Raw genomic sequence first — 21,497 nt, 5'->3', positions numbered from 1 at the left:
GGACTTCGGAAATTCTCGAATCCTCGTGGTACCGCAGGTGCCGGATTCCCGTATATCATGCCCGAGAAAAAGCCCGGTGATGGGGGGCTAAACGGCACACTCAAAATCATGACCAGGCTCCTCCTCGGATACGCTCGCGTATCCATCAACGACCAAGACCTCACCGCCCAAAAGAACGCGCTACTGGCGATGGGTGTGTCACCTGAAAAGACTTTCACTGACCAGGGCCTCACTGGCACAAGCCGGGCACGTCCTGGACTGGGGCAAGCCCTGGCGGCCTGCCGGGCGGGGATACCCTCCTCGTGACCAAGCTCGACCGCCTGGCCAGGTCACTGCGCGATGCAAAGGACATCGTTGATGAACTCACCCGTCGCGAAGTCAAGCTCTGCATCGGCGGCTCCGTCCATGACCCCACCGACCCCGTAGGGAAACTCCTGTTCCATGTCCTGGCCATGGTTGCCGAGTTCGAGGCAGACCTGATCCGGGCACGAACCCGTGAAGGGACGGCTGTCGCCAAAGCCAAGGGAAAGTTGCGCGGAAAGCAGCCCAAGCTCTCCAAGAAGCAGGAAGAACATCTCCTCGCCGTGCATCTGGCGGGGAAACACACGACCGTTGAAATTGCCGAACTCTTCGGAGTGGTCCGATCCACCGTCTACCGAGCCATCAAGCGCGCCAGCGACGCCACCACGTAGATCCACAAAATTCCACCCTCCACGCCGGAATCGACATCGGAACTTTCTCAGCGTGAATTTCCGGGCGTTACCAGTAAGACCGGACCCCGTATTGGCCCCTGTGCCTGATGCCCGGGAAATGCCGGCGAAGGAAGCCCACTTGGTCTGGCCCTGCCACCAGGATTCTTCCGCTACGCGCGCGGTGTCCCGGCGAGGACATGAAATCCCGCGACGGTCCCCGCGGAGAGTTCGCCGGGACCGTCGTCGTGGTGGGCGTGAGGCTCGCTGAATTCCTGCTAGATGCCCAGTGAGGCGCGTAGTTCACGCACATGACCCTGGGGCTGGATGTTGTACTCGGACTGGGTGACCGTGCCATCCGGGCCCACGACGATGGTGCTGCGCAGTACCCCGGTGAGCTTCTTGCCGTTGATTTCCTTCTCGCCATAGGAGCCGTAGGCCCGGGCGACCGCGGCATCGGGGTCCGAGAGCAGTGGGAAGGTCAGGTTCTCGGCCGCGGCGAAGGCACGCAGATCCTCGCCACCGTCGGGGGAGATGCCCAGCACGTCATATCCGGCACCCTGAAGGGCGCTGAGATTATCGCGAAAATCGCAGGCTTCCGTGGTGCAACCGGGGGTGGCTGCCTTGGGGTAGAAATAGACGACCACTGATCGGCCCTTGCGGTCCGCCAGGGAGGCGGTATGCCCCTCGGAGTCTTGGAGGGAGAAGTCTGGAGCAGTATTGCCCGGCTGGAGTCGCGCCTGGGTGTTGTTCATGGAAAACCTCCATATAATTTCGCACAGTGAAATGTCACTATCATTCTACGAATATTTTCTTACGAAGGGAATGGATAACCGGGAACTTCGGGCGCCATTCCGGGAGATGCTCGAGCTACCGTATCTCCTCAAAGTGGCAGGGGTGTCCCCTCGGCCTCGACCGGCAAGGCGGAGGCCAATGGGCGGGGCCAGGCCGACTGGGATTCGCCTGCGAGTCGATAATTCTTTATCGGGCTGTCTCGCACCATTCCTCGGTAACGGCGAACGTGCTGGGGTGCCGGGCCGGATTGTCGCCCGGTTTTCCGGTGCCCGGATCCGTCCCGGGCCCGGATTCAACGCAATGAAGTGCAGTTATGGCAGTGTCCCGGTTCGCCCCGGCGGCGAGTTCCGACAGGAAGGTGATACCCGGACGCCCCAACCCGGCAGGGTGACCGGACAGCCCCAAAGCGCGCTGCCAGTATCGAGGCGAACAAGGTTCTGCTAGCGGACGTGGACGGCCCAAGGCGGACGCAGGGATTGAGATGGGGGTAGGTCCGTGGGGCGGTCACAGGGGCTCTTCACGCCTTCGATGGTCACCCGAGGGGGTATGGAGCAACGGGCGGTGGGCAGACTCGGTTGTTTAATCCCGAGGCTTCGGTTTTCAGGACACCACGAAGACGAGCTGCCGGGGCCCGCGATCTCGACCCCTCGTTGGTTCAATAGATCGCGGAGCCCGAAAGTGAACGCTCAGCCGGAGAGGGTCCGAGGAGGTCCGCGTCGGGGCGGGGTCGCGGCCAGGACCCACTCCGCCGCGGCATTGACGGAGGCGGCTTCCTCGGCCTTGGCCGGGAGGTTGAAAACAGCCACCTCGTCCCGGACCGCGGCCGGAAGCAGCCGCAGCACCCGGTGTGCCGGGGCCGGTCCCGTGACCAGGATGGCCGTGGGGCGCATCGGGGCCACCGCCTTGGCTACGGCCATGCCATGCATCCGACCCCAGCGCATGGGGCCGATGAGCACCACGACATCGAAGAATACGACTTCGTGGGCCGAGGCATTGGCCACCGTCAGGAGCTGGGCGCGCCTGCTCAGGAATGCCAATCGGTCGGAAAGCCACCGGGCATATTGCACACTGGCGGCACGACGAGCGAAATAAACGATGGCAGTTTGTGTCATGGAGGGCACCTCGATACCGCAGGCCTAATCCGGAAGCGCGGCAAACCGTCGCATGCTTCCCCACCTATGCCAGCCTAGCCGCAGGAGCTGGAGACTCAAGGTGAAACCTAGAAAAGCGTAGGTTCGGCTTCCCGGGCACTTCCTTCGAGGCGTAGCAGGAGCAACTTGGCTGGCAAGCCACCGGCGTAACCGGTCAACGACCCGTCGCTGCCGATGACCCGGTGGCAGGGAACGACGATGGACAGCGGGTTGCGCCCATTTGCAGTGCCCACGGCGCGGGTCAGTCTGGCATCGCCGAGCTCCAGCGCGAGATCCAGGTAGGTGCGGGTTTCGCCGAACGGGATCCGGGACAGGGCCGACCAGACGCGCCGCTGAAAGGCGGTGCCTTCCGGCTCAAGGGGCAGGTCGAAGTTCCGGCGCTTTCCGGTGAAGTACTCGGCCAGCTGCCGGGCCGCCCTCTCGAGGAGGGGATCGTAGCCGCTGGCTGGTTCTCCCAGCTGCTCGGGCGCGGGGTGCTGCGAGGATGCGGGCAGGTAGACGGCGGCCAGGGCGTCGCCAGCGGCCACCAGGGTGAGCTCCCCAACCGGGGAACCGGCCCTCAGATGCCGCAGCGACTCAGCCAAGGAGCTCATCCAAGGCCGGGCTCAGCGCCGGCTGGGCGAACTCGAAGCCGATCTCGGCCAGCACGTGTGACGTCACATGGCGGCCGGTCAGCCCGAGTGCCGGGTCGGTGCGTAGGGCTGCGGCACCGATGCGCACTAGCGGCGTCGGCGTCGCCAGTGAATGTTTCTTCAGCGGGCCCGGGGCGAGCCGGGTGCGCAACTCATGCATCAGCTCCTGATTGGTGACAGGATGCGGGGCGGAGGCAACCACAGGGCCGTCGGGGACGTCCAAGCCCGGCTCTAGGCCCAGGCAGGCGCGGACCACGCGCAGCCAGTCGGCCAGGTGGATCCAGCTCACCCATTGTTTGCCGTTGCCTACCTTTCCGCCCAGACCAGCCCTGGCCAGCAGGGCGAGCCGGTCGAAGGCGGGGGATTCCTGGGCCAGTACGATCGAGGTCCGCAACAGGTGAAGCGAACCGGAGTTGGCGCCCTGGGCAGCCTGCTCCCACGGCAGCGCCACACCGGTCATCTGCTCCAGCGCATCGGCACCGAGGGGAAGCGGCGAGTCCTCGGAGAGCTGGGCATCGTGCGCGTCGCCGTAGATGGCCGTGGTGCTGGCCTGCACCCAGTGGGTCAGCGGCGTGCTCAGTTCCCGCGAGGCCCGAACGAGGAGCCTGGTGGGGGAGACCCTGGAATCCCGCAGCGCCTCGATGTTATCCGCCGTGGGTCGGCAGTCGACCAGCTTGCCGGCCAGATTCACCAATGAGATGGGGCCGCCACCAGATTCCAGTTCCGCGGCCCAAGATCCGGTGGACGAGCCGTCCCAGGCAACCTGGCGGAATGGTGAATCCGGCAGTGGGTTGCGGGTCAGGATGGCTATCTCGTGCCCGCGGCATAACAGGTCCGCGGCCAACGCCCGACCTAGACAGCCGTTGCCTCCGGCGATGACGACCTTGTGGCCGGTGCTTGGAACGCCTCCGGCCAGGGTGTAAAGCCTGGCGCAGTTCTCGGCGAAGCGGGAGGCCAGCGGACGGGCCGCTGCTTTGACGAAGACGGGGGAGCCGGGACCGGCAACGCAGACGATTTGGGTCAGCCGGGTACCCCCGGCCTCGGAATCGATCTCCCAGCTGACAATCAGTCCGCCGCCGGGTTGCGGCTGGCGCCAGGCCAGGGCCCGCCCCTCCTCGTAGCGGGTGATGGTCGCCGGCGGTGCGGTGCGCGAATGGATCGCGCCGAATAGCGGGGGATTCGGGACCTGATCCAGTTCAGTGCCCGGTCCGGTCTCCTCGCCGCGAGGGACCAGCGCGGCAACCGCCCGGTTCCACCGCGGAAGCGTCGACGGGTCCTTTAATACGTCCCATAGTTGGTGGGGTTCAAGGGCGAAAAAATGCGACTGCGTGCGGTTCCAGAGCATAGGCCCAGCATAGTTCCCGGGCATCGCCCCTGCGGACACTCAGCAGGGCAGCGAGGCGGGGAGCAGCCGCGGGGTGCGATAGACCGGACCCGTCCCGTTGGCCCCGTGGTAGGCGCGGCAGAGCTCCACTCCGCGCCGGTCAAGGCCCTTTTTGATCTGGCGGATCGAGTCGGGAGCGAAGCCCTGCCACCCCATGTGCATCAGCACTGTGTCGCCCGGCTTCGCCGCTGAGGCCCGGGCAATGGTGGTGGACTTCGACTTGGTGCTCCAGTCAAGGGTGTCTCGGGTCCAGGTCCAAATATTCATTCCGACTCTGGCATATGCGCAGCGCACTCCTTCGTCTATGGCGCCATAGGGAGGACGTCCGTAGTTGGTGCGAACCCCGGTGCCGCGCAACTGGGCGGCGGCCTGCGCGCAGGAAAGCGTGCGCAGGTCAGGGTGCGAGACCGAGTGGTTGATCACCCAGTGGCCCTTGGCCCGGGCGCGTGCGGCCAGGTCCACTCCGTAGCGGTGCTTGAACGAGGTGAGGCAATCTCCCGTGGGAGCCAGGACCAGCGCGATGTCGTGCCTCGACGCGTAGTTGATCGCCGCCGTGAAGGCGGTGAGGGTGCGTGGGCAGTCGTCGAAGGTCAGCACGACCCTGGATGACCTGTTCGGGCCGCTGTTCTGGTGGGCGCGCGGTAGGTGCGGAGTCGATGATCCGCCCGGCTTCCCCTTACCCAGGTATTTGCCGCTGGCCCAACCGGTTTTTCCCGCATAGCGGACCCGGTACCAGCCGTTGGCAGCCTTGGCCAGGACACTGACCGCCTTGCCCTTCGGGATGGTGAGTAGGATCCTGAACGAGGTGCCGCTGCCGGTTCGTAGATGCAGGGCTGCCGTGGTGGTGAGCGAGGACGGGAGCTTTGCCGCGGCGAAGCCCCCCGCCAAAGCCACGGCGGGGGCTGAAGCCGGGGCTGCTGCCACGGAAGGCGGCGGTGTGACCGAAGCAATGCCCGCCGGGCCTGCCGCCAGCACCGCAATGAGCAGGAACGTTCCCGCGATGCGGATGATCGCGTGGTCTTTCGTTACCGGATCCCACATTGACTCCCCCTGGTGACGGTGGTCTGGGCCGCAGGCCTGAGCCCCAGTGTGGGCGCACCGCAGGAATCGGACAACAGCAGGCGGGTGGCCGTGACCGAATCGTTGGAATCGGTCCGTGCCGCCGTGCCCCTTTTTTGGTGGCGGCACGGGTGGGAATGGCCTACCCGGCCGGCGCTACGAAAGCGGCCAGCGCGCTGAGCTGGTCGCTGCGGCAGGCGGGGTTCAGATACATCATGTGCCCGGCGGCGTGATAGTGATGGCTGAGGCGGGTTCGCGCCTCCGGGCCCAGGTTCATGTGCGCCCACACGTATTCGGCGGCGAAGTGCGGGGTGGCGCCGTCGTGGTATCCGTAGTCGACATGCACGCGCAGGTGCGGCAGATCGACCATCAGCCGTTCCAAGTCCCGGGTCACGTCGACCGGAACGCCCTCGAACGTCTTGTAGCTCCAGGGCTGGACGCGGCCGGTGAGCACCTCGTAGGGCAGGTCCGAGCTATAGCCCAGTTCGGCCCGCACGTAGTGGTTGATGGCCGCCGAGTACGGTCCGGCGATGGCGCGCAGCGAGGGGTCGTCCCAGGTGTGTGATTCCTGCAGCCGCGGCGGGCGCCCGGTGAAGCGGCCGTCGATGCGCCCGACCATCAGCCCCTTTTCGCGCAGCAGCTCGGTGGCGAATTCCATGTAGTCCCAACGCAGGTCGGTGCGCCTGATGAAGGCCTCCGACAGTGTGGTCAGCTCCGCCAAGTGCTTGACCGCCGCGTCGTATTTGCGCTTGGAGATCCGGTTGCCCAGATGCAGCGCCAGCACGTAGTCGCCCGAGGCATAATCCTCGGCGTCGCGAACCACTTCCTGAAGCGGCCGGTTCCCGTGGCGACCGTGGTGGTGGGCGATGGCGGCGTAAGTGGGCAGGTGCAGCGCGTAGGGGGTGTCATTGCCCGGGGCGAAGTCCAGGGTGGACATGTTCAGCACCGTGCTGATCAACCCCAGCCCGTTGACCGCCATGCCGTAGGCCTCGTACAGGCGTCGGGCCACGGCCACGGCGCGCAGCGTGCCGTAGCTTTCGCCGATGAGGTACTTGGGGGAGAGCCAGCGCTCGTTGCGGGTGACCCAGAGCCGGATGACCTCGGCGATCAGATCGCGGTCCTCGATGAAGGAATGGAACTCGTCGTCCTTGCCGCCGTCGACGACGCGGGAGAATCCGGTGTTCACCGGGTCGATCATGACCAGATCGGCGTGCTCGAGGATGGTTTCCGGGTTATCGATGATGCCGTAGGGCGCGGGTGTCATGTTCCCGGCGTCGCCCGAATCGACGATGCGCGGGCCCAGCAGGCCCATGTGCAGCCAGACGCTGGCCGAGCCCGGTCCGCCGTTGAAAGCGAAGATGACGGGGCGCGGGTTGGGTAACGGCGCTGGAACCGGGTCCGTGTGCTTCTTGGCCCGCGGCTTGGCGTTCACCGCCGCGGGGGATTCGGTTGGCGCCTGGTCTGCTGTGTAGGAGACCAGGAAGATTTCGGCCTTGGGCCGGTGCCCCTCGGCCTTGCCCCCGGTGGACTCCTCACGGCGCAGCACCATGCGCCCGGTGGTCGAGGTGTAGCGCAGCCCGGAGGCCGTGGCATGGCGTCGTGTGGTGAAGTCGTCCGTGGCCTCTGGCTTGGCTGGTTCGACGGGTGCTGGCGCGGCGGTGTGTTCGGGCATGGGAATCAGCGTACCCGCCGTATCCGGTAGTGCGCTGGATGCGCAACGGCGCCGTACCCGCATCCCTTCGGAAGGGATGCGGGTACGGCGCCGTGGGGAGCGGGTCGGGCTAGACGCCGGCGACCTGCTTCTCCATGATGGAGAACTCGTCCTCGATGACCTCGTTTGCCTTGAACGTTGCCCGCGAGACCAGGACCGTGACGAGCAGGTTCAGCAGGAAGCCGGGGACGATCTCGTACATATTCTGGGTCAACGGATCGATGTTGCCCCAGATGAATACGGTGGCTGCACCGGTGAGCATGCCGGCCAGCGCGCCGGTGGCGGTGAGCTTGCGCCAGTACAGGCTCAGCAGCACGATCGGGCCGAAGGCGGCGCCGAAGCCGGCCCAGGCGAAGCCGACCAGATCCAAGATGCTGGAGTTCCGGTTCAGGGCCATCAGCGCGGCGACCACGGCGACGATCAGCACGCCGAGACGTCCCAGGTTGACCTGCTTCTTCGGGGATGCAGTGCGTCCGACGATGTTGTAGAGGTCCTCGACCAGGGCCGAGGAGCAGACGATCAGTTGCGAGGACATGGTGGACATGATCGCTGCCAGGACCGCCGCCAGCACCAGTCCGGCGACGAACGGGTGGAAGAAGACTTGGCTCAGCAGCAGGAAGACCGTTTCCGAGCTGGACTTGTCCAACGGGGACTCGGCGAAGTAGACGATGCCGATCAGTGCCGTGGCGATGGCGCCGACGGCGGTGAGGATCATCCAACCGATGCCGATCCGGCGGGCTGTCTTTGCCTCTCCCGGGGAACGCAGAGCCATGAAGCGCACGAGGATGTGCGGCTGGCCGAAGTAGCCCAGGCCCCAGGCGGCGGTGGAGAAGATCGCTATCGCGGCCATGAACCAGTTCGCGTCCCCGCCGAAGCTGGAGAAGAGGTTTAGTGCGTCGGGGTTGACCTCGGTCAGTTTGGTGCTGAAGTCGCCGAGGTTTCCCATCTGGATCACTGCGACAATCGGCACGGCAATCAATGCTGCAAACATCAGCAGGCCCTGGGCCACATCTGTGAGCGTTGCGCCGAGGAAGCCGCCGAAGATCGTGTAGACCAGCGTGATGCCGGCGACCATGAACATGCCGGTGAAGTAGTCCCAGCCGAAGGAGGCCTCGAAGAACTTGCCCGCGGCGACCATGCCGGAGGACACGTAGAACGTGAAGAAGGCCAGGATGATGACAGCGGCGCTGATGCGCAGTGCGTGGCTATTGTCCTTGAGCCGCTTTTCGAAGAAGCTTGGGATGGTGATCGCGTTCTGCGCCACCTCCGTGTAGGAACGCAGTCGCGGAGCGACGAACTTCCAGTTGAGCCAGGCGCCGATGGTGAGGCCGATGGCGATCCAGGCGGAGATCAGTCCGTTGAGGTAGATCGCGCCGGGCAGGCCCATGAGCAGCCAGCCGGACATGTCGGAGGCGCCGGCGGACAGGGCCGCTACGCCGGGCTTGAGCCCGCGGTCGGCAAGCATGTAATCGTCGATGTTGGTGGTGCGCTTGAATGCGAAGTAGCCGATGGCGAGCATCGCGCACAGGTACACAGCGATCGCGATCAGCTGGAAGGCTTGGTCGGACATAGGAATCCTTGTTCTTATTCGGGTTCAGCGGGGGTTGAGCTATGACACTGAACCGGAGGAATGTTGTGCCCACGCTAGGGAGCGCTTGGCGGACGGTTATCGAGTATTGCATCAAAGGCGGCACCATTGTGATCGCAATCACGGCTCCGTTATCCCTCTGTTACCTTTTCCGGGGAACCTTCCGGCACTCCCCTGCTGCACTTTCCCTAGCTCCCCTGACCGATGTCGCGGGGTAGTGCGCCGGCCTCGTCCTGCAGTGCCCTCCGCACCGCCCTGATGGCGGGGTTTTGCGCACTGGAGCGGCGCATTGCGGTGAAGATGGTGCGCTGCGGCAATCCGGGCAACGCTACCGTGCGCAAGTCCCTGGGCTGGGCGGCCCAGACGAGGTCCGGCAGTAATGCTACCGCATTACCGGATTCCACCAGCCGCACATGCGCCTGCAGGTCTGCCGTCTGATAGCGCACGTCCGGTTCGAAGCCGGCCAGCCTGCATACCTGCTCCGCCCAGTGCCGTGAGGCCGCACCGCGCGGCTCCATGACCCAGGGCAGGCCTGCTGCCTGGGCAATGGATTCCACCCGGTGGAATTCGGCCGGGGCCTGTTCGGTGCGCAGCGGCAGGGCCAGCCGCAGTGGGTCATGGGTCAGCTCCTCGTGATCGAGCTCCGCATAGTGGGGCGCCGCATGTCCGGGGTATTGTTCCGCTACTACCAGGTCGAAATCCCGTGCCCAGGTCTCGTGTAGTGCCGTTTCGGGCTCATGCTGGACCAGCTCGACGCGCAGTTTCGGGTGCTCCTCACGCAGCTGGCGCAGCACGTGCGGCATCAGGGCGAGGACGGCTGTCTGGAATACCGCCAGGCGCACCGTCCCGGAGACGGTCGGCATGGTCGAGGAGAGTGCGGCCTCGGCCCGCTCAAGTGAGTCAAGCAGCTCTTCGGTGTGGGCGACGAGCACGTTTGCCTGCGGGGTGAGGGCCAGCCTCCGGCCCACCTTGCGCATCAACGGCACTCCAACCTCCTTTTCAAGCAGGGCGAGCTGTTGTGACACCGATGACGGTGAGTAGCTCAGGGTGGCGGCGACCTCGGCGATGGTTCCGCGGATGCTCAGTTCGCGCAGGAGGCGTAAACGGCGGATTTCAAGCATTGTGGGGTGCCTTTTCCTCGGGGTGCGGCAGTGGCCTGGAACACCTTCAGAATACATCGGAAAACCCGAAGTAAAAGCATCGGAAAAGTACGCTTTTGCTTAAGGCATCGCAACCTCCATACTGATTCCTGAACCCGACTGCGCCCTGCCGTTCAGCAGCCCGGCGGGTACGCCCCTACCCCTCATCGCTTTGTAGGAGAAGAAGAGCAGTGTCACAATCACCGGTGCAGGCCCGCACCCTCGCCCCCGCCCTGCACGCAGATGGCACCCCCATGACCACCCCGCAGGAGCTCGCCGACGAGGCGGTCACGCTTGTTCGGCACTGGCTCACCGAAGGTGCAAAGGTCCCGGTTGACGCGTCCGCCGCCCAGCTGGCAGGCGTCCTGAAGGACCCCAATGGCCTGGACTTCACGGTCGGCTTCGTTGACGGCGTGATTCGCCCCGAGGACTTGAAGGTTGCTGCGCGCAATCTCAAGGCCCTGGCCCCGAAGGTCCCCTCCTTCCTGCCCTGGTATATGAAGTCTGCGGTCGCCCTCGGCGGCACCATGGCCCCGATCCTTCCCGGCATCGTCGTGCCGATCGCCCGCCGCGTGCTGCGCGAAATGGTCGGCCACCTGATTATCGACGCCACTGATGCCAAGCTCGGCGCCTCGATCAAGAAGATCAAGAAGGACGGGATCGACCTCAACATCAACCTGCTCGGCGAGGCCATCCTCGGCGAGGGGGAGGCCGCGCGCCGCCTGGAGGGCACCCACAAGCTGCTCGCCCGCGACGATGTCGACTACGTCTCGATCAAGGTTTCCTCGACCGTTGCACCGCACAACCACTGGGCCTTCGACGAGGCCGTTGGCCACATCGTGGACAAGCTGATTCCGCTGTACGCCGTCGCCGCCCAGGCCACGCCGAAGCAGAAGTTCATCAACCTGGACATGGAGGAATACAAGGACCTGGACCTGACCATTGCGGTCTTCACCCGGATCCTGGACCTTCCCGAGTTCCTGGACCTCGAGGCCGGCATCGTGCTGCAGGCCTACCTGCCCGATGCCCTGAGCGCCATGATCCACCTGCAGGAATGGTCCGCCAAGCGCGTGGCCCGCGGTGGCGCGTCGATCAAGGTCCGCGTCGTCAAGGGCGCCAACCTGCCCATGGAACAGGTCGAGGCGAACCTGCACGGCTGGCCCGTGGCGACCTGCAACTCCAAGCAGGATTCGGACACTTCCTACAAGTCGGTGCTCGAGTACTCGCTGCGCCCGGGCCATGTGGAAAACGTGCGCATCGGCATAGCCGGCCACAACCTCTTCGACGTCGCACTGGCCTGGCTGCTGGCCAAGTCCCGCGGCGTCACCGCCGGCATTGAATTCGAGATGCTGCTGGGCATGGCCACCGGCCAGGCCGAGGCTGTGCGCCGTGACGTCGGCGAGCTGCTGCTCTACACCCCGGTCGTCCACCCGGGCGAGTTCGACGTGGCCATCGCCTACCTGATCCGCCGCCTTGAAGAGGGCGCGAGCCAGGAGAACTTCATGTCCGCAGTCTTCGAGCTCGAGGCCAACGAGGCACTGTTCGAGCGCGAACGCGCCCGCTTCATGGACTCGCTGAACGCCTTGAGCAACGTCATCCCGGCACCGCACCGCATCCAGGACCGTACGAAGCCCGATGCTGCCGCCATCGAGGCCAAGCTGAGCGCGCTGGCCGACGGCACCGCCGACTTCGAGAACACCCCGGACACCGACCCCGACCTGCCGGGCAACCGCGCCTGGGGCCGCGCCATCGTGCAAAAGATGGTCGGCTCGACGCTGGGCAACGACACCATCGCAGCCCACACCCTGGCCACGGAGGACGAGCTGAACGCCGTCATGGATACCGCCGTCGCGGCTTCCGCCGGTTGGCAGGAAATGGGCGCGGCGGCACGTGCTGCGATCCTGCACCGCGCCGGTGTCACCTTGGAGGCACGCCGTGCCGAACTGCTCGAGGTCATGGGCTCCGAGTGCGGCAAGACCCTGGACCAGGGCGACCCCGAGGTCTCCGAAGCCATCGACTTCGCCCACTACTACGCCCAGCGCGGTTTGGAACTGGAAAACGTCGACGGCGCCGTGTTCGTGCCCTCGAAGGTCACCGTCGTGACCCCGCCGTGGAATTTCCCGGTGGCCATCCCGGCCGGCTCGGCCTTGTCCGCGCTTGCCGCAGGCTCGGCCGTCGTGATCAAGCCAGCGGGCCAGGCGGCCCGCTCCGGTGCCGTCATGATCGAGGCGCTCTGGGAAGCCGGCGTGCCGCGCGATGTGCTGCAGTTTATCCAGCTCTCCGAAAAGGGACTGGGCACCGAACTCGTTTCGCACCCGGCGGTTGACCGGCTGATTCTCACTGGAGGCTACGAGACGGCTCAGCTGTTCCGCTCGTTCCGCAAGGACCTGCCGATGCTGGCCGAGACCAGCGGCAAGAACGCCGTCATCGTCACCCCGAACGCGGACCTGGACCTGGCAGCCAAGGACGTCGCGCTGTCGGCCTTCGGCCACGCGGGACAGAAGTGCTCCGCCGCCTCGCTGGTCATCATGGTCGGCTCGGTGGCGAAGTCCAAACGCTTCCACAACCAGCTGGTCGACGCCGTCAACTCGCTGAAGATCGGCTACCCGCAGGACCCGCAGACCCAGATGGGCCCGGTGATCGAACCCGCACAGGGCAAGCTGCTGCGCGGCCTGACCACGCTGGGCAGCGGTGAGAAGTGGGTGCTCGAGCCGTCCAAGCTCGACGATTCGGGCAAGCTGTGGAGCCCGGGCATCCGCTCGGGCGTCAAGCGCGGCTCCGAGTTCCACCTGACCGAGTACTTCGGCCCGATCCTCGGCGTCATGACAGCGGAGACCCTCGAAGAGGCCATAGCCATGGTCAACGACATCGACTACGGCCTGACCTCGGGCCTGCACTCGCTGGATTCCGATGAGATGGCCCATTGGCTGGAGAACATCCAGGCCGGCAACCTCTACATCAACCGCGGCATCACCGGTGCCATCGTGCAGCGCCAGCCGTTCGGCGGCTGGAAGAAGTCGGCGGTCGGTGCTGGCACCAAGGCCGGCGGACCGAACTACCTCGTCGGCATGGGCTCCTGGAAGGATGCCCCGATCACCGCGGCAACCACCGCCCTGGGCCGCTCCGACACCTCGATGCTTGAGGCGGCACGCTCCGCCGGCATCGGCGAGCCGGATGTCGCATGGCTCGAGCGTGCGCTGGCCTCCGACGCCGTCGTGTGGAACAACGAGTTCAACACGGCCAAGGACGTCTCCGACCTGCACGCCGAGCGCAATGTGTTCCGTTACCGCGCCCTGGACGTCACCGTGCGCTTCGAGGCGCAGACCTCGGGTCACGGTCTGGCCGAAATGGCCCGTATCGTCTCTGCCGGCCTCACCGCCGGTTCCCGCATCGCGCTGAGCTCCGCCGTTGAAATCCCGGCCGCTCTGCGTGCCGCCATCACCGGCGCCGGAGTCTCCGTGTCCATCGAGGATGCGGCGGCATGGACCCATCGCGCCGAGGCACTGGCGGCGAAGACCGGACCGGACTCCGCGGCCCGCATCCGACTGATCGGCGGCTCGCTCGCCGGGACCGCCGAGGCCACCAACGGCAAGCCGGACGTCGCCATCTACGCCGGCGACGTCGTGGCAGCCGGCCGCGTGGAAATGCTGACATTCTTGCACGAACAGGCTATCTCCATCACCGCGCACCGCTTCGGCACTCCGAACCACCTCAGCGACTCGGTCATCTAGTAGACACTGCCGCTAACCGCGGGGCTCGTATCTTCCCCAGTAAGGTGCGGGCCCCGAGCTTTGCTGCGCGGAGTCATCGTCGTATTTTTCGGGGTTCTACACCTCGGCCCTTGTGCCCGGATTCTCATGCCGCGAGCCGAACCAGGATAACGCGGAGCGGGAGGCGGTCCGTTAACGTGTCTTCCTTGAAGGCTCGTGGAAAAAGTGCAGGCAACGGAGTAGCTTGGGGGCATGACGGAGCAGCAGCCCTACCGCGTGGAGCAAAGTCGTGCGGAGTTTGAGATTCGCCGATATCCCGAACATCTACTAGCCGAAGTTTTGGTTGATGCCAGTTTCGAGGATGCAGGAAACCGTGCTTTCCGTGATCTGTTTGGATACATTGGCGGCGGGAACCGCTTATCCCGTGATATTGCCATGACGGCGCCGGTGGTCCAGACCGCAGCATCGGAAAAGATCGCGATGACGGCCCCCGTCATCCAGCAGGGCATCGGTGATTCGTCAGCTGGTGGCCGGACCGGGCGATACCGCGTCGCGTTCGTCTTGCCGAAGCAGCTGCGGCTCGAAAGCGCTCCTGTGCCCACCAACCCACGCGTGCACTTGCGCAGGGTTGAGGAGGGACTGGTGGCAGTGAAGGGCTATAGCGGGCGCTGGAGTCAGCCGAATTATCAGAGCCACCTCCAAGATCTACGGATTGCGCTTCGTGCTGCGGGTTTCACCACTAGGGGGGAACCGCGTTTCGCCAGGTTCGATCCCCCCTTTAAGCCGTGGTTCTTACGCCGCAACGAAATCATGTTTGACCTGGAGGATCCGAGCTGACTTCCACCTTGCGGTGGGCCATGCTCCGACCCGTCATCGATGTGGGGCTGTTCGGGTAAAGCGGGGACCTGGGATATGTCTCGTCAGGTACTTCAGGGGACGTCACCGAGCGATCAGCTGGGCAGCAAATTTCTCGCGAAAACTACTTCCATCATGGAACTATCTAGGAGTAGTCTTTCCATCGTGGAAGCAATCAAAGAACGATATGTGAAGTTGCGCTGGTTCGGTCTCGGCGCCATCAGCTTGTCCGTTGCGTTGATCATCATGGACAGTACAATCGTGGCCGTGGCGGTTCCCTCAGTGATTGATGATCTGGGGCTTAACACCACGGAAGTCCAATGGATCCAGGAAATCTACACCTTGATTTTCGCCGCGCTGCTCCTCGTCTGGGGCCGAGTGGCTGACAGGGTGGGCCGCCGTCGGATCCTGATTCTGGGATTACTGGTATTTTTGCTCAGCTCCGCACTGTGCGCCATGGCAACCTCGGGACTCTGGCTGATTTCGGCGCGCGCCGTCCAAGGGATCGGCGGTTCGATGATCCTGCCCACCACGCTGTCCTTGCTCAATGCCAACTTCCGCGGTAAGGAACGCACCATCGCCTTCGCGGTGTGGGGCTCGACTATCGGGGGGATGGCCGCACTGGGTCCCATCATTGGTGGATGGCTGACCACGACCTACAGCTGGAACTGGGCCTTCTTGATCAATGTCCCGCTCGGATTGCTGGCCGCTGCAGGAATCCTCTGGTTCGTGGCCGAATCCCGCGAACAGGACAGCGGAAAACTTGATGACTACCTAGGTGCTTTGCTCTCGGTGGTAGGTTTTGGAGCATTGGCCTTCGGCCTGATTGAAGGGCGTCATTACGGTTGGTGGCGCGCATCCAGCGATGCCCCTTTCGCCATCTTCGGGCTCTCCCCGATCCCTTGGACCTTTGTGCTCGCCTTGGCGGCGCTGATTGGTTTCATATTCCTGGAAAAATCCCGCGCAACAGCGCGGCGAAGCGTGTTGCTTGATATTTCCCTGTTCGACATTCCGTCGTTCGCTCGCGGAAACATCACGGCACTGACAGTCAGCTTAGGTGAGTTCGGGCTGATACTCTCACTTCCGATCTGGTTTCAAAACGTGCTCGGGCTCAGTGCATTCCAATCTGGACTGGCGCTGGTCCCGCTGGCCATCGGATCATTCGTGGCCTCTGGTGCCGTATCGGCCCTGGCCAAATCCCTCCCGGCAGTTCGCATGGTTCAATTGGGCGTCGGGCTGGAAATCCTATCGGTAGCGACCTTGGCGATGGTCATACGCACTGACACTCCGACCTGGCTTACCTCGGCCATCCTCTTCGTATACGGCATCGGAGTGGGATTCGCGACTGCCCAGCTCACCCAGGTTGTTCTGGCCGATGTCCCGGTGCAGCGCTCCGGTCAGGCAGCATCCACCCAATCAACTGCGAGGCAAGTGGGATCGGCCCTGGGAATCGCCATTTTGGGTACGGCCTTATTCACCACGCTGAAGAATTCCACCCAAGCCCAAGTCGAATCCTTGGTTGCCCACTATCCGCAGCTTCAGGGGGCCGTGGACTCGGTCACGACGAGTGCCGGCGGTACGATTGCGGCGCTTGCTGCCCATGCTGAAACCGCCCCCATTGCAGATGCCGCACGGACAGCATTGACTCAGGGGGTCTCGGTGGCATCTTGGATTGCCGCTGGAGCCTTGATCTTAGGCCTCTTGACGAGTTTCCGCTTACAACCACGGTTGAATCACGAGTTATCCGATTCGGAACTTCCGGCCTCGGCTCCTCGTTCGACGAGCCACGAGGAGCCTCTAGACGGATGAGTCGGAAGCCATGGAGGTCAAGACCGTGCGGATTTTGCGCCGGCCCTCATCACGGCGCAGGGACTGCCCCAGCTCCCGGAGAGCTTCGCGGGTATGGTCAGGTAAGTCCAGCATGGAGCCGATGGCGTGTTTGATCTCTTCGACCGTCGCGGTATTCGGTGCCAGCGCCATCCCGAAGCCAACTCGTTCGAGTGCTTCGGCGCCGGCGAACTGATCGGTGGAAAACGGCAGGACGACGAGGGGAACACCGAATGTCAGTGACTCGGTAACGCTATTGTTTCCTCCGTGCGTCACTCCGACGGCCGCCGCACCCAGCAAGGTGACCTGTGGAAGGAAGTCGCCCAGTAGCCAGTGCTCCGGAATCTCTCCCAGCGTTGCGGGGTCAGCCGATCCGTAGGCAATGGCCGCGCGGATCCCCGACTCCCGTAAGGCGGTGACGATATTGCGCATCACGTCGTCACGCACCGAGAGGAAGCTGCCGAAGCTGACATACGCAAAGGGTTCATTACTTGCGCAGAGCCACCGGTCGATGTGTTCCTCCCTGGCCTCGGCGCGTACGGATGAACCGATCACGATATGGGGAGGTAGGAGTTCTGCACGGGCGAGCGGCATCAGCTCCGCAGGGTAATTGAAGACTAGGAGATCGCCATGTTCGGCGAAGGCATCGGTGGACGGTGACGCTCCCGGAGCCAACTCCGCCAAGGCCGCGTTCCATTCGGCGGTGAATGATTCGCTGACACGCGTGCAGAGTTCCCGCAAATCCTGTGCCTCCTGGGCACTCGGGGAGAAGGCCGCCGGCCATGCCGGTGGAAGACCATAGACCTCTGCGGCAGCCGGCAGGGGCAGGGCCGTGGGGTGGCCCAAGACGACGTCGACGTGGCTGATCCCTGCAGCCACCATGGCAAGGCGTGCGCTGAATGCCAGATGGTCCACGATGATCGCATCCGGTTCGAGCCCTGCGATGATTTGCTGAACGGCCCGGGCCGTCTTGACCGGCTCCCACATCAGATCGTTCATCCGGGCCTCCGCCTGGAAAGCGAGGGTTTCGATCATGCCGAGCCGTGTTGCCGAAAAGAAACCGCGCAGGGCGTCGTCCTCGCCTGCCGGCTGCTCCTCGGCGCGAATGACTCCGGGATTCGAACCACGACTGAGCTGAAGGTTCACGTGCTCAAAACCAAAGGAGCGGACAATCGACGCGGTGGCCGGACCGGTGGCGACCACCACCTTTTCGCCGGCCTCCAGCCATGCCGTACCCAGTGCCGCGAGCGGGTACAGATGTGATGCGTAGTCTGGGCTGATGATCAGGAGGCTCATAGGACTGAAATCAATTCTCTTCGAAGATCGAGGTCGTCACGGTACACCTCTGAATAGACGCCGGTCAGCGCCTGGGCCATGGCGTCGATCGTGAAATCGCTCTGGACGATGCTTCGCGAATGAGCGGCACGCTCGTCCGAGGTTTCGGTTTCCGATAACGTCAAAGCATCGATGATGGCCATGCGCAGCATCTCGATGTCCCAGGTCCGTGTAAGGAACCCGGTGCGCCCCTGCTCCACATAGGTCGCAGGGCCCCCGCCATTCGGGGCTACCACGAGTAGTCCGGTGGCCATTGCCTCGAGCAAAGCGATGCCGAATTCCTCTTTGATGCTGCCGCACACATAGATGCCGCGGGGTGCTGCGAATCCGGGAATCCCGGTCCGGACCGCAGCAACCCAACGTGCCACGGTGCCGTTGGGACGGTGGCCCGCAAGGAGGAGGCCGGCCCTGGCGCGGCCATCCACGGGAACGACCTGCTCGATCCGGTCGAGTTGTTCGAGCTCAGCTTCCGAGGGGTCTTTCAGGTTCCCTCCGATCAGCAGCAGGTTGGCCCGGTCCCGTAACTCTCCCTGTGCCCAGGCTTCGACAATGGAGGCCATGCCCTTGACCCGGTGGAATCGCCCGACGCTGATCAGCAGTGGCAAGCCACGGCGTTCGGCCGGGAGGTTCTCCAGCAGGCTCTGGAGATCGAGGAGCGGGGTCGTGGCCGGTCCGCCGGAGGCGAGCGACTGGGCTTCAATAACCGCCGCGTCGATTGCCGCCACGTCGATTCCTTCGGGGACAATGGTGTGTCTTTCCGGGGCACGTTCCAGATCGATGCCGACTAACTGTTTCATATCCGCAGTGAGGTTCGGACGTGGAAAGAACACCGTGTGTGCTGCGTTCGAGGCCAGCCTTTGCACGAGCCGGGCACGAAACCAAAAATGTTCGTCCTGATCCACCTCTCCGAAATTCGTGCGGTTCAGGTGGCCAGAGAGATCCATGGAGTTGATGACGGCGTGAGGGTCCGGTGCCACGGTGAATACGACTGGAATGTCCAGGGCCTTGGCAACGTCGAATGCTGCCATGCTGCCCACATCCGCCATGCGCAAATGCAGGGCGTCCACCCGTCCTGCGGATTTCAGGATCCGGCTGATGCCCCGGCGCACGGCCACCAGCACTGGCCAAGCGTGAGCGGCTGGCAATGGGTCCTGAAGCAACGGTATGCGACCGTACAGGTGACCCTCATTGCTATTCGCCAATAACGACAGGCACTGCCCCGCCTCCTCCAGGCTCCCTCGGGAGAGGGTCAGCACACGGCTGACGCCCGCGCTACGCGGTGCCTCCAGCCGTGCGGCAGCCGCATCAGTGCCCCCGGATACCAGTGCGTCGCCCAACCTCACCAACAACGTGGCGATTCCACCATTGTCGCCGCTTCCGGAGAGGCTCAGGTCCGCATCGATATCGGCATGTAGGAAGAGCTGGGCAATGGTTAGCCCGGGTTCCGGGATCTCTGGCAGGCTGTCGTCGCCCGGGGTGTCCCGAACGAGTAGATCAAGCAGCGAAAGGTGGGCAACCTCCGAAAGGATCCCCCCAGCATCCGTCAAGGTGGCTAGCAGCCCGGATACGGCGGAGTTGCCCGGACGCTGCCCCAGAGCAGCAACCGCAGCAACGCGCACCGAGACGTCCTCACCGGAGTCCTTGGCAAGACGCATCAAGGCGGTGGTTGCCGCCGCATGATCCACCAAGCCCAGGGTCTCGACCAGTCGATAGCGACTCTCCGGGTCCATGACGCCAATCAGGGAGCCCTCCAGCCCGGCGGTGACGAGCTCCGAAGCCGAGCTTGCCCATACCTCGAGGGTCCGTTGGGCAAGCATCCCTGCGAATCCTCCCGTGGCAACGAACCCGATGATCCGACCGATCGACTCGGGGCGGGGGCTGCGTGAAGCATGTGCCCACACGGCATGCTCGCGTAGGAAAACACGGTCGCTGGAGAGTAGTTCGGAGAGCACTGCATCGGCTTCCTCGTCCAAAACCTGAGCCAGGGCATGCGTTGCTGCGATCGCTACCAGTTGGTCCTCGGAACCGATGGCACTGCGTAGCAGGCGGATGTTCCTGGTGCCCGCATCGCGGCTTGCTTCAAATGCCAATTCCTCTGCCAGTCGCAGGGCATCGATTAGGCGGTCGGCATTCTTCACCGCGTCGAGGCAATGCTGGATTTTCATGGATATCCCCCGTCAAGAGTGTGGGCGGGCCAATGCGGAATGTGAAATCTAAGTCTGATCCTATGCGGACAAGCAATTGGGTAACCAAGAGGAACACCAGTTTCTCGCATAGGTGAACCATATGACAGGAAAAGAGCCGAACCATGCCAGACCGAACGAGGAGTTCCCACTGCTGCATGCGGGGGCGCCCCTTGCCATGCCATGCGATCGACAGGTGACGGTCTTTGCTCGAGGACCGAAGCTGATGAGCCTGCTCTATCGATCGCAGGGAGCCATGGTTGACACCCCACGGTCCCACGCTTGCGGCGTGCCAACTTCTGGCTGGACAGACCGCCGAGCATTCCAGCGCGGCCGATGTTTCAGCTGCATTCCGAATGGCAGGTGTGCTCACCACCTCGAAGCGTGAGGGGCGGGTGCCTGCTAGTACTGCGTCAGGTAACCTTTGCCCGCTTGATCAGTGAGGCGCGGCGGATGACCTTGCGCAGTTTCGGGTCGGTGGTGTGGTGGTTACGCCAAATAATGAAGCGGCGGATCATCCCGGACTGGGCCCGGTGGCGGGGATGGTCCGTGCCATCCAGGGCGATCCTTTTGATCTGTTCGCGTTGGGCGTCAGTGAATTTCGCCGGGCGTCCTCCGGCGTCGTGGGGATGCAGGGACTCGAAGCCGTCGTCGTTGAAGTGGTGCAGGACGTCGCGGACCGGCGTCGGGGCTGGTGAAGGCGACCTCGGCGAGGCTGGCCACGTCCATGCCCCGGGCCGAGAGCAGCACCATCTGGGCCCGGCGCCAGGTCACCACCGGGCCGGACCCGCCGCGCCGTACGATCTGCAGCAGCAGGGCCTCTTCGTGGTACTCGATGTCTCGAACCGTCACACGCTGTGTCATCGCAGCCTCCTGGGAAGGGCGGAATCCCGCACCATCAGCGTGCGCCGAAAACACCGGGTCCGCAACGGGGACCGGCCCCGGCCATCAGCCTGGGAAAGCAAACCTTGTAGGCCGCGGTACTAGATATGCCCCACGCTGAGGTGCTTTTCAAGGTACATTCCTTGCCGAGCGTTGCCTCCCGGAAATAGCGCGAACAAGGCTATTTACCTTAGTTGCGGGGGACGCTACTGTGAGTTCCAGATCGTCTTAAGGGCTGACCGAAGCGTTTTGCCAAGGTTATTTTCCGTTGCTAATACAAAGGAGTGGTTGTGGTGGAGAATTTGGATTCCGGTACGCCGTCTGCACACGAAGAGCTTCAAATCGGGGACTGGTCCGATTTAGGTCAACAGCTTTGGTCCTATCTCACAGGGCGTGGGGCCGCAGTTAACTACACTCTGGTTGACATGGTCGTCGAGGTACCACGGGATATTGGACCGGATGCTCCACGGGCGGTCTGGAAATTCGATGGCACGTTGCGCGTGACGACCAGTGATGACGCATCCGTGGGTTCCGACCCGTATCGCAAGTAGCCGGTG

The 21,497-nt window shown here is 64.0% G+C and carries 15 protein-coding genes and 1 pseudogene; 5 read left to right on the top strand and 11 right to left on the bottom strand.

Going from position 1 to position 21,497, the window contains the following annotated elements; translation table 11 throughout:
• The first annotated feature begins 108 nt into the window (after positions 1-108).
• A pseudogene (locus tag E9229_RS03610) lies at positions 109-692 on the top strand (recombinase family protein).
• A 275-nt stretch (positions 693-967) separates the two neighbouring features.
• On the opposite strand, the gene bcp reads toward E9229_RS03610, so the two are convergent.
• From bcp to E9229_RS03570, 8 genes are all read right to left on the bottom strand, one after another.
• Positions 968-1,444, bottom strand: coding sequence for a thioredoxin-dependent thiol peroxidase (gene bcp / locus E9229_RS03605; RefSeq protein ID WP_183509916.1), 477 nt, complete (start codon positions 1,442-1,444; stop codon positions 968-970).
• A 726-nt stretch (positions 1,445-2,170) separates the two neighbouring features.
• A complete protein-coding gene (locus E9229_RS03600) occupies positions 2,171-2,596 on the bottom strand; it encodes a hypothetical protein (RefSeq protein ID WP_183509915.1) in 426 nt (141 codons plus the stop codon).
• Positions 2,597-2,703: 107 nt separating this feature from the next.
• Positions 2,704-3,219, bottom strand: coding sequence for a methylated-DNA--[protein]-cysteine S-methyltransferase (locus E9229_RS03595; protein ID WP_246380344.1), 516 nt, complete (start codon positions 3,217-3,219; stop codon positions 2,704-2,706).
• Positions 3,212-4,612, bottom strand: a complete 1,401-nt coding sequence (locus tag E9229_RS03590; RefSeq protein ID WP_183509913.1) for an NAD-dependent epimerase/dehydratase family protein — start codon at positions 4,610-4,612, stop codon at positions 3,212-3,214. Before E9229_RS03590 ends, E9229_RS03595 begins: the two co-directional genes overlap by 8 nt.
• A gap of 39 nt (positions 4,613-4,651) precedes the next feature.
• Complete coding sequence (locus E9229_RS03585) at positions 4,652-5,692, bottom strand: polysaccharide deacetylase family protein (protein ID WP_183509912.1); 1,041 nt, start codon at positions 5,690-5,692, stop codon at positions 4,652-4,654.
• Positions 5,693-5,852: 160 nt separating this feature from the next.
• The gene (locus E9229_RS03580; RefSeq protein WP_183509911.1) at positions 5,853-7,382 is read right to left on the bottom strand and encodes a S10 family peptidase; all 1,530 of its coding nucleotides are present in this window, start codon (positions 7,380-7,382) and stop codon (positions 5,853-5,855) included.
• A gap of 109 nt (positions 7,383-7,491) precedes the next feature.
• Positions 7,492-8,991, bottom strand: a complete 1,500-nt coding sequence (putP, locus tag E9229_RS03575) for a sodium/proline symporter PutP (protein WP_183509910.1) — start codon at positions 8,989-8,991, stop codon at positions 7,492-7,494.
• A gap of 206 nt (positions 8,992-9,197) precedes the next feature.
• A complete protein-coding gene (locus E9229_RS03570; protein ID WP_183509909.1) occupies positions 9,198-10,130 on the bottom strand; it encodes a LysR substrate-binding domain-containing protein in 933 nt (310 codons plus the stop codon).
• 272 nt (positions 10,131-10,402) lie between these two features.
• Between E9229_RS03570 and E9229_RS03565 the strand changes: the two genes are divergently transcribed.
• From E9229_RS03565 to E9229_RS03555, 3 genes are all read left to right on the top strand, one after another.
• A complete protein-coding gene (locus tag E9229_RS03565; protein WP_183511850.1) occupies positions 10,403-13,879 on the top strand; it encodes a bifunctional proline dehydrogenase/L-glutamate gamma-semialdehyde dehydrogenase in 3,477 nt (1,158 codons plus the stop codon).
• Between the two features lie 231 nt (positions 13,880-14,110).
• Positions 14,111-14,695, top strand: a complete 585-nt coding sequence (locus E9229_RS03560; protein ID WP_183509908.1) for an SOUL family heme-binding protein — start codon at positions 14,111-14,113, stop codon at positions 14,693-14,695.
• Positions 14,696-14,770: 75 nt separating this feature from the next.
• Entirely contained in the window at positions 14,771-16,522 is a 1,752-nt protein-coding gene (locus tag E9229_RS03555; RefSeq protein WP_246380342.1) for a DHA2 family efflux MFS transporter permease subunit, read from the top strand.
• On the opposite strand, the gene E9229_RS03550 is transcribed toward E9229_RS03555, so the two are convergent.
• From E9229_RS03550 to E9229_RS03535, 3 genes are all read right to left on the bottom strand, one after another.
• Positions 16,511-17,836 carry a glycosyltransferase gene (locus E9229_RS03550; protein ID WP_183509907.1) on the bottom strand — a complete coding sequence of 442 codons (1,326 nt, stop codon included), beginning with the start codon at positions 17,834-17,836 and terminating at the stop codon, positions 16,511-16,513. The two genes, E9229_RS03555 and E9229_RS03550, sit on opposite strands and share 12 nt — an antisense overlap.
• The gene (locus tag E9229_RS03545) at positions 17,833-20,040 is read right to left on the bottom strand and encodes a glycosyltransferase (RefSeq protein ID WP_183509906.1); all 2,208 of its coding nucleotides are present in this window, start codon (positions 20,038-20,040) and stop codon (positions 17,833-17,835) included. Before E9229_RS03545 ends, E9229_RS03550 begins: the two co-directional genes overlap by 4 nt.
• A gap of 609 nt (positions 20,041-20,649) precedes the next feature.
• Positions 20,650-20,922, bottom strand: coding sequence for a hypothetical protein (locus E9229_RS03535; RefSeq protein WP_221184356.1), 273 nt, complete (start codon positions 20,920-20,922; stop codon positions 20,650-20,652).
• Positions 20,923-21,230: 308 nt separating this feature from the next.
• On the opposite strand from E9229_RS03535, the gene E9229_RS19250 reads away from it, so the two are divergent.
• A complete protein-coding gene (locus tag E9229_RS19250) occupies positions 21,231-21,491 on the top strand; it encodes a hypothetical protein (RefSeq protein WP_312855587.1) in 261 nt (86 codons plus the stop codon).
• Positions 21,492-21,497: the final 6 nt, after the last annotated feature.

Source organism: Paeniglutamicibacter cryotolerans (genome assembly GCF_014190875.1).
Taxonomy (GTDB): domain Bacteria; phylum Actinomycetota; class Actinomycetes; order Actinomycetales; family Micrococcaceae; genus Paeniglutamicibacter; species Paeniglutamicibacter cryotolerans.
Note: the sequence above shows the minus strand (reverse complement) of the source record. Positions and strands in the feature narration are given on the sequence as shown.

Coding starts and splice junctions, on each gene's coding strand:
- bcp (WP_183509916.1), bottom strand. CDS start 1,444: ATGAACAACACCCAGGCGCGACTCCAGCCGGGCAATACTGCTCCAGAC.
- E9229_RS03600 (WP_183509915.1), bottom strand. CDS start 2,596: ATGACACAAACTGCCATCGTTTATTTCGCTCGTCGTGCCGCCAGTGTG.
- E9229_RS03590 (WP_183509913.1), bottom strand. CDS start 4,612: ATGCTCTGGAACCGCACGCAGTCGCATTTTTTCGCCCTTGAACCCCAC.
- E9229_RS03585 (WP_183509912.1), bottom strand. CDS start 5,692: ATGTGGGATCCGGTAACGAAAGACCACGCGATCATCCGCATCGCGGGA.
- E9229_RS03580 (WP_183509911.1), bottom strand. CDS start 7,382: ATGCCCGAACACACCGCCGCGCCAGCACCCGTCGAACCAGCCAAGCCA.
- putP (WP_183509910.1), bottom strand. CDS start 8,991: ATGTCCGACCAAGCCTTCCAGCTGATCGCGATCGCTGTGTACCTGTGC.
- E9229_RS03570 (WP_183509909.1), bottom strand. CDS start 10,130: ATGCTTGAAATCCGCCGTTTACGCCTCCTGCGCGAACTGAGCATCCGC.
- E9229_RS03565 (WP_183511850.1), top strand. CDS start 10,403: ATGACCACCCCGCAGGAGCTCGCCGACGAGGCGGTCACGCTTGTTCGG.
- E9229_RS03560 (WP_183509908.1), top strand. CDS start 14,111: ATGACGGAGCAGCAGCCCTACCGCGTGGAGCAAAGTCGTGCGGAGTTT.
- E9229_RS03555 (WP_246380342.1), top strand. CDS start 14,771: ATGTCTCGTCAGGTACTTCAGGGGACGTCACCGAGCGATCAGCTGGGC.
- E9229_RS03550 (WP_183509907.1), bottom strand. CDS start 17,836: ATGAGCCTCCTGATCATCAGCCCAGACTACGCATCACATCTGTACCCG.
- E9229_RS03545 (WP_183509906.1), bottom strand. CDS start 20,040: ATGAAAATCCAGCATTGCCTCGACGCGGTGAAGAATGCCGACCGCCTA.
- E9229_RS03535 (WP_221184356.1), bottom strand. CDS start 20,922: ATGACACAGCGTGTGACGGTTCGAGACATCGAGTACCACGAAGAGGCC.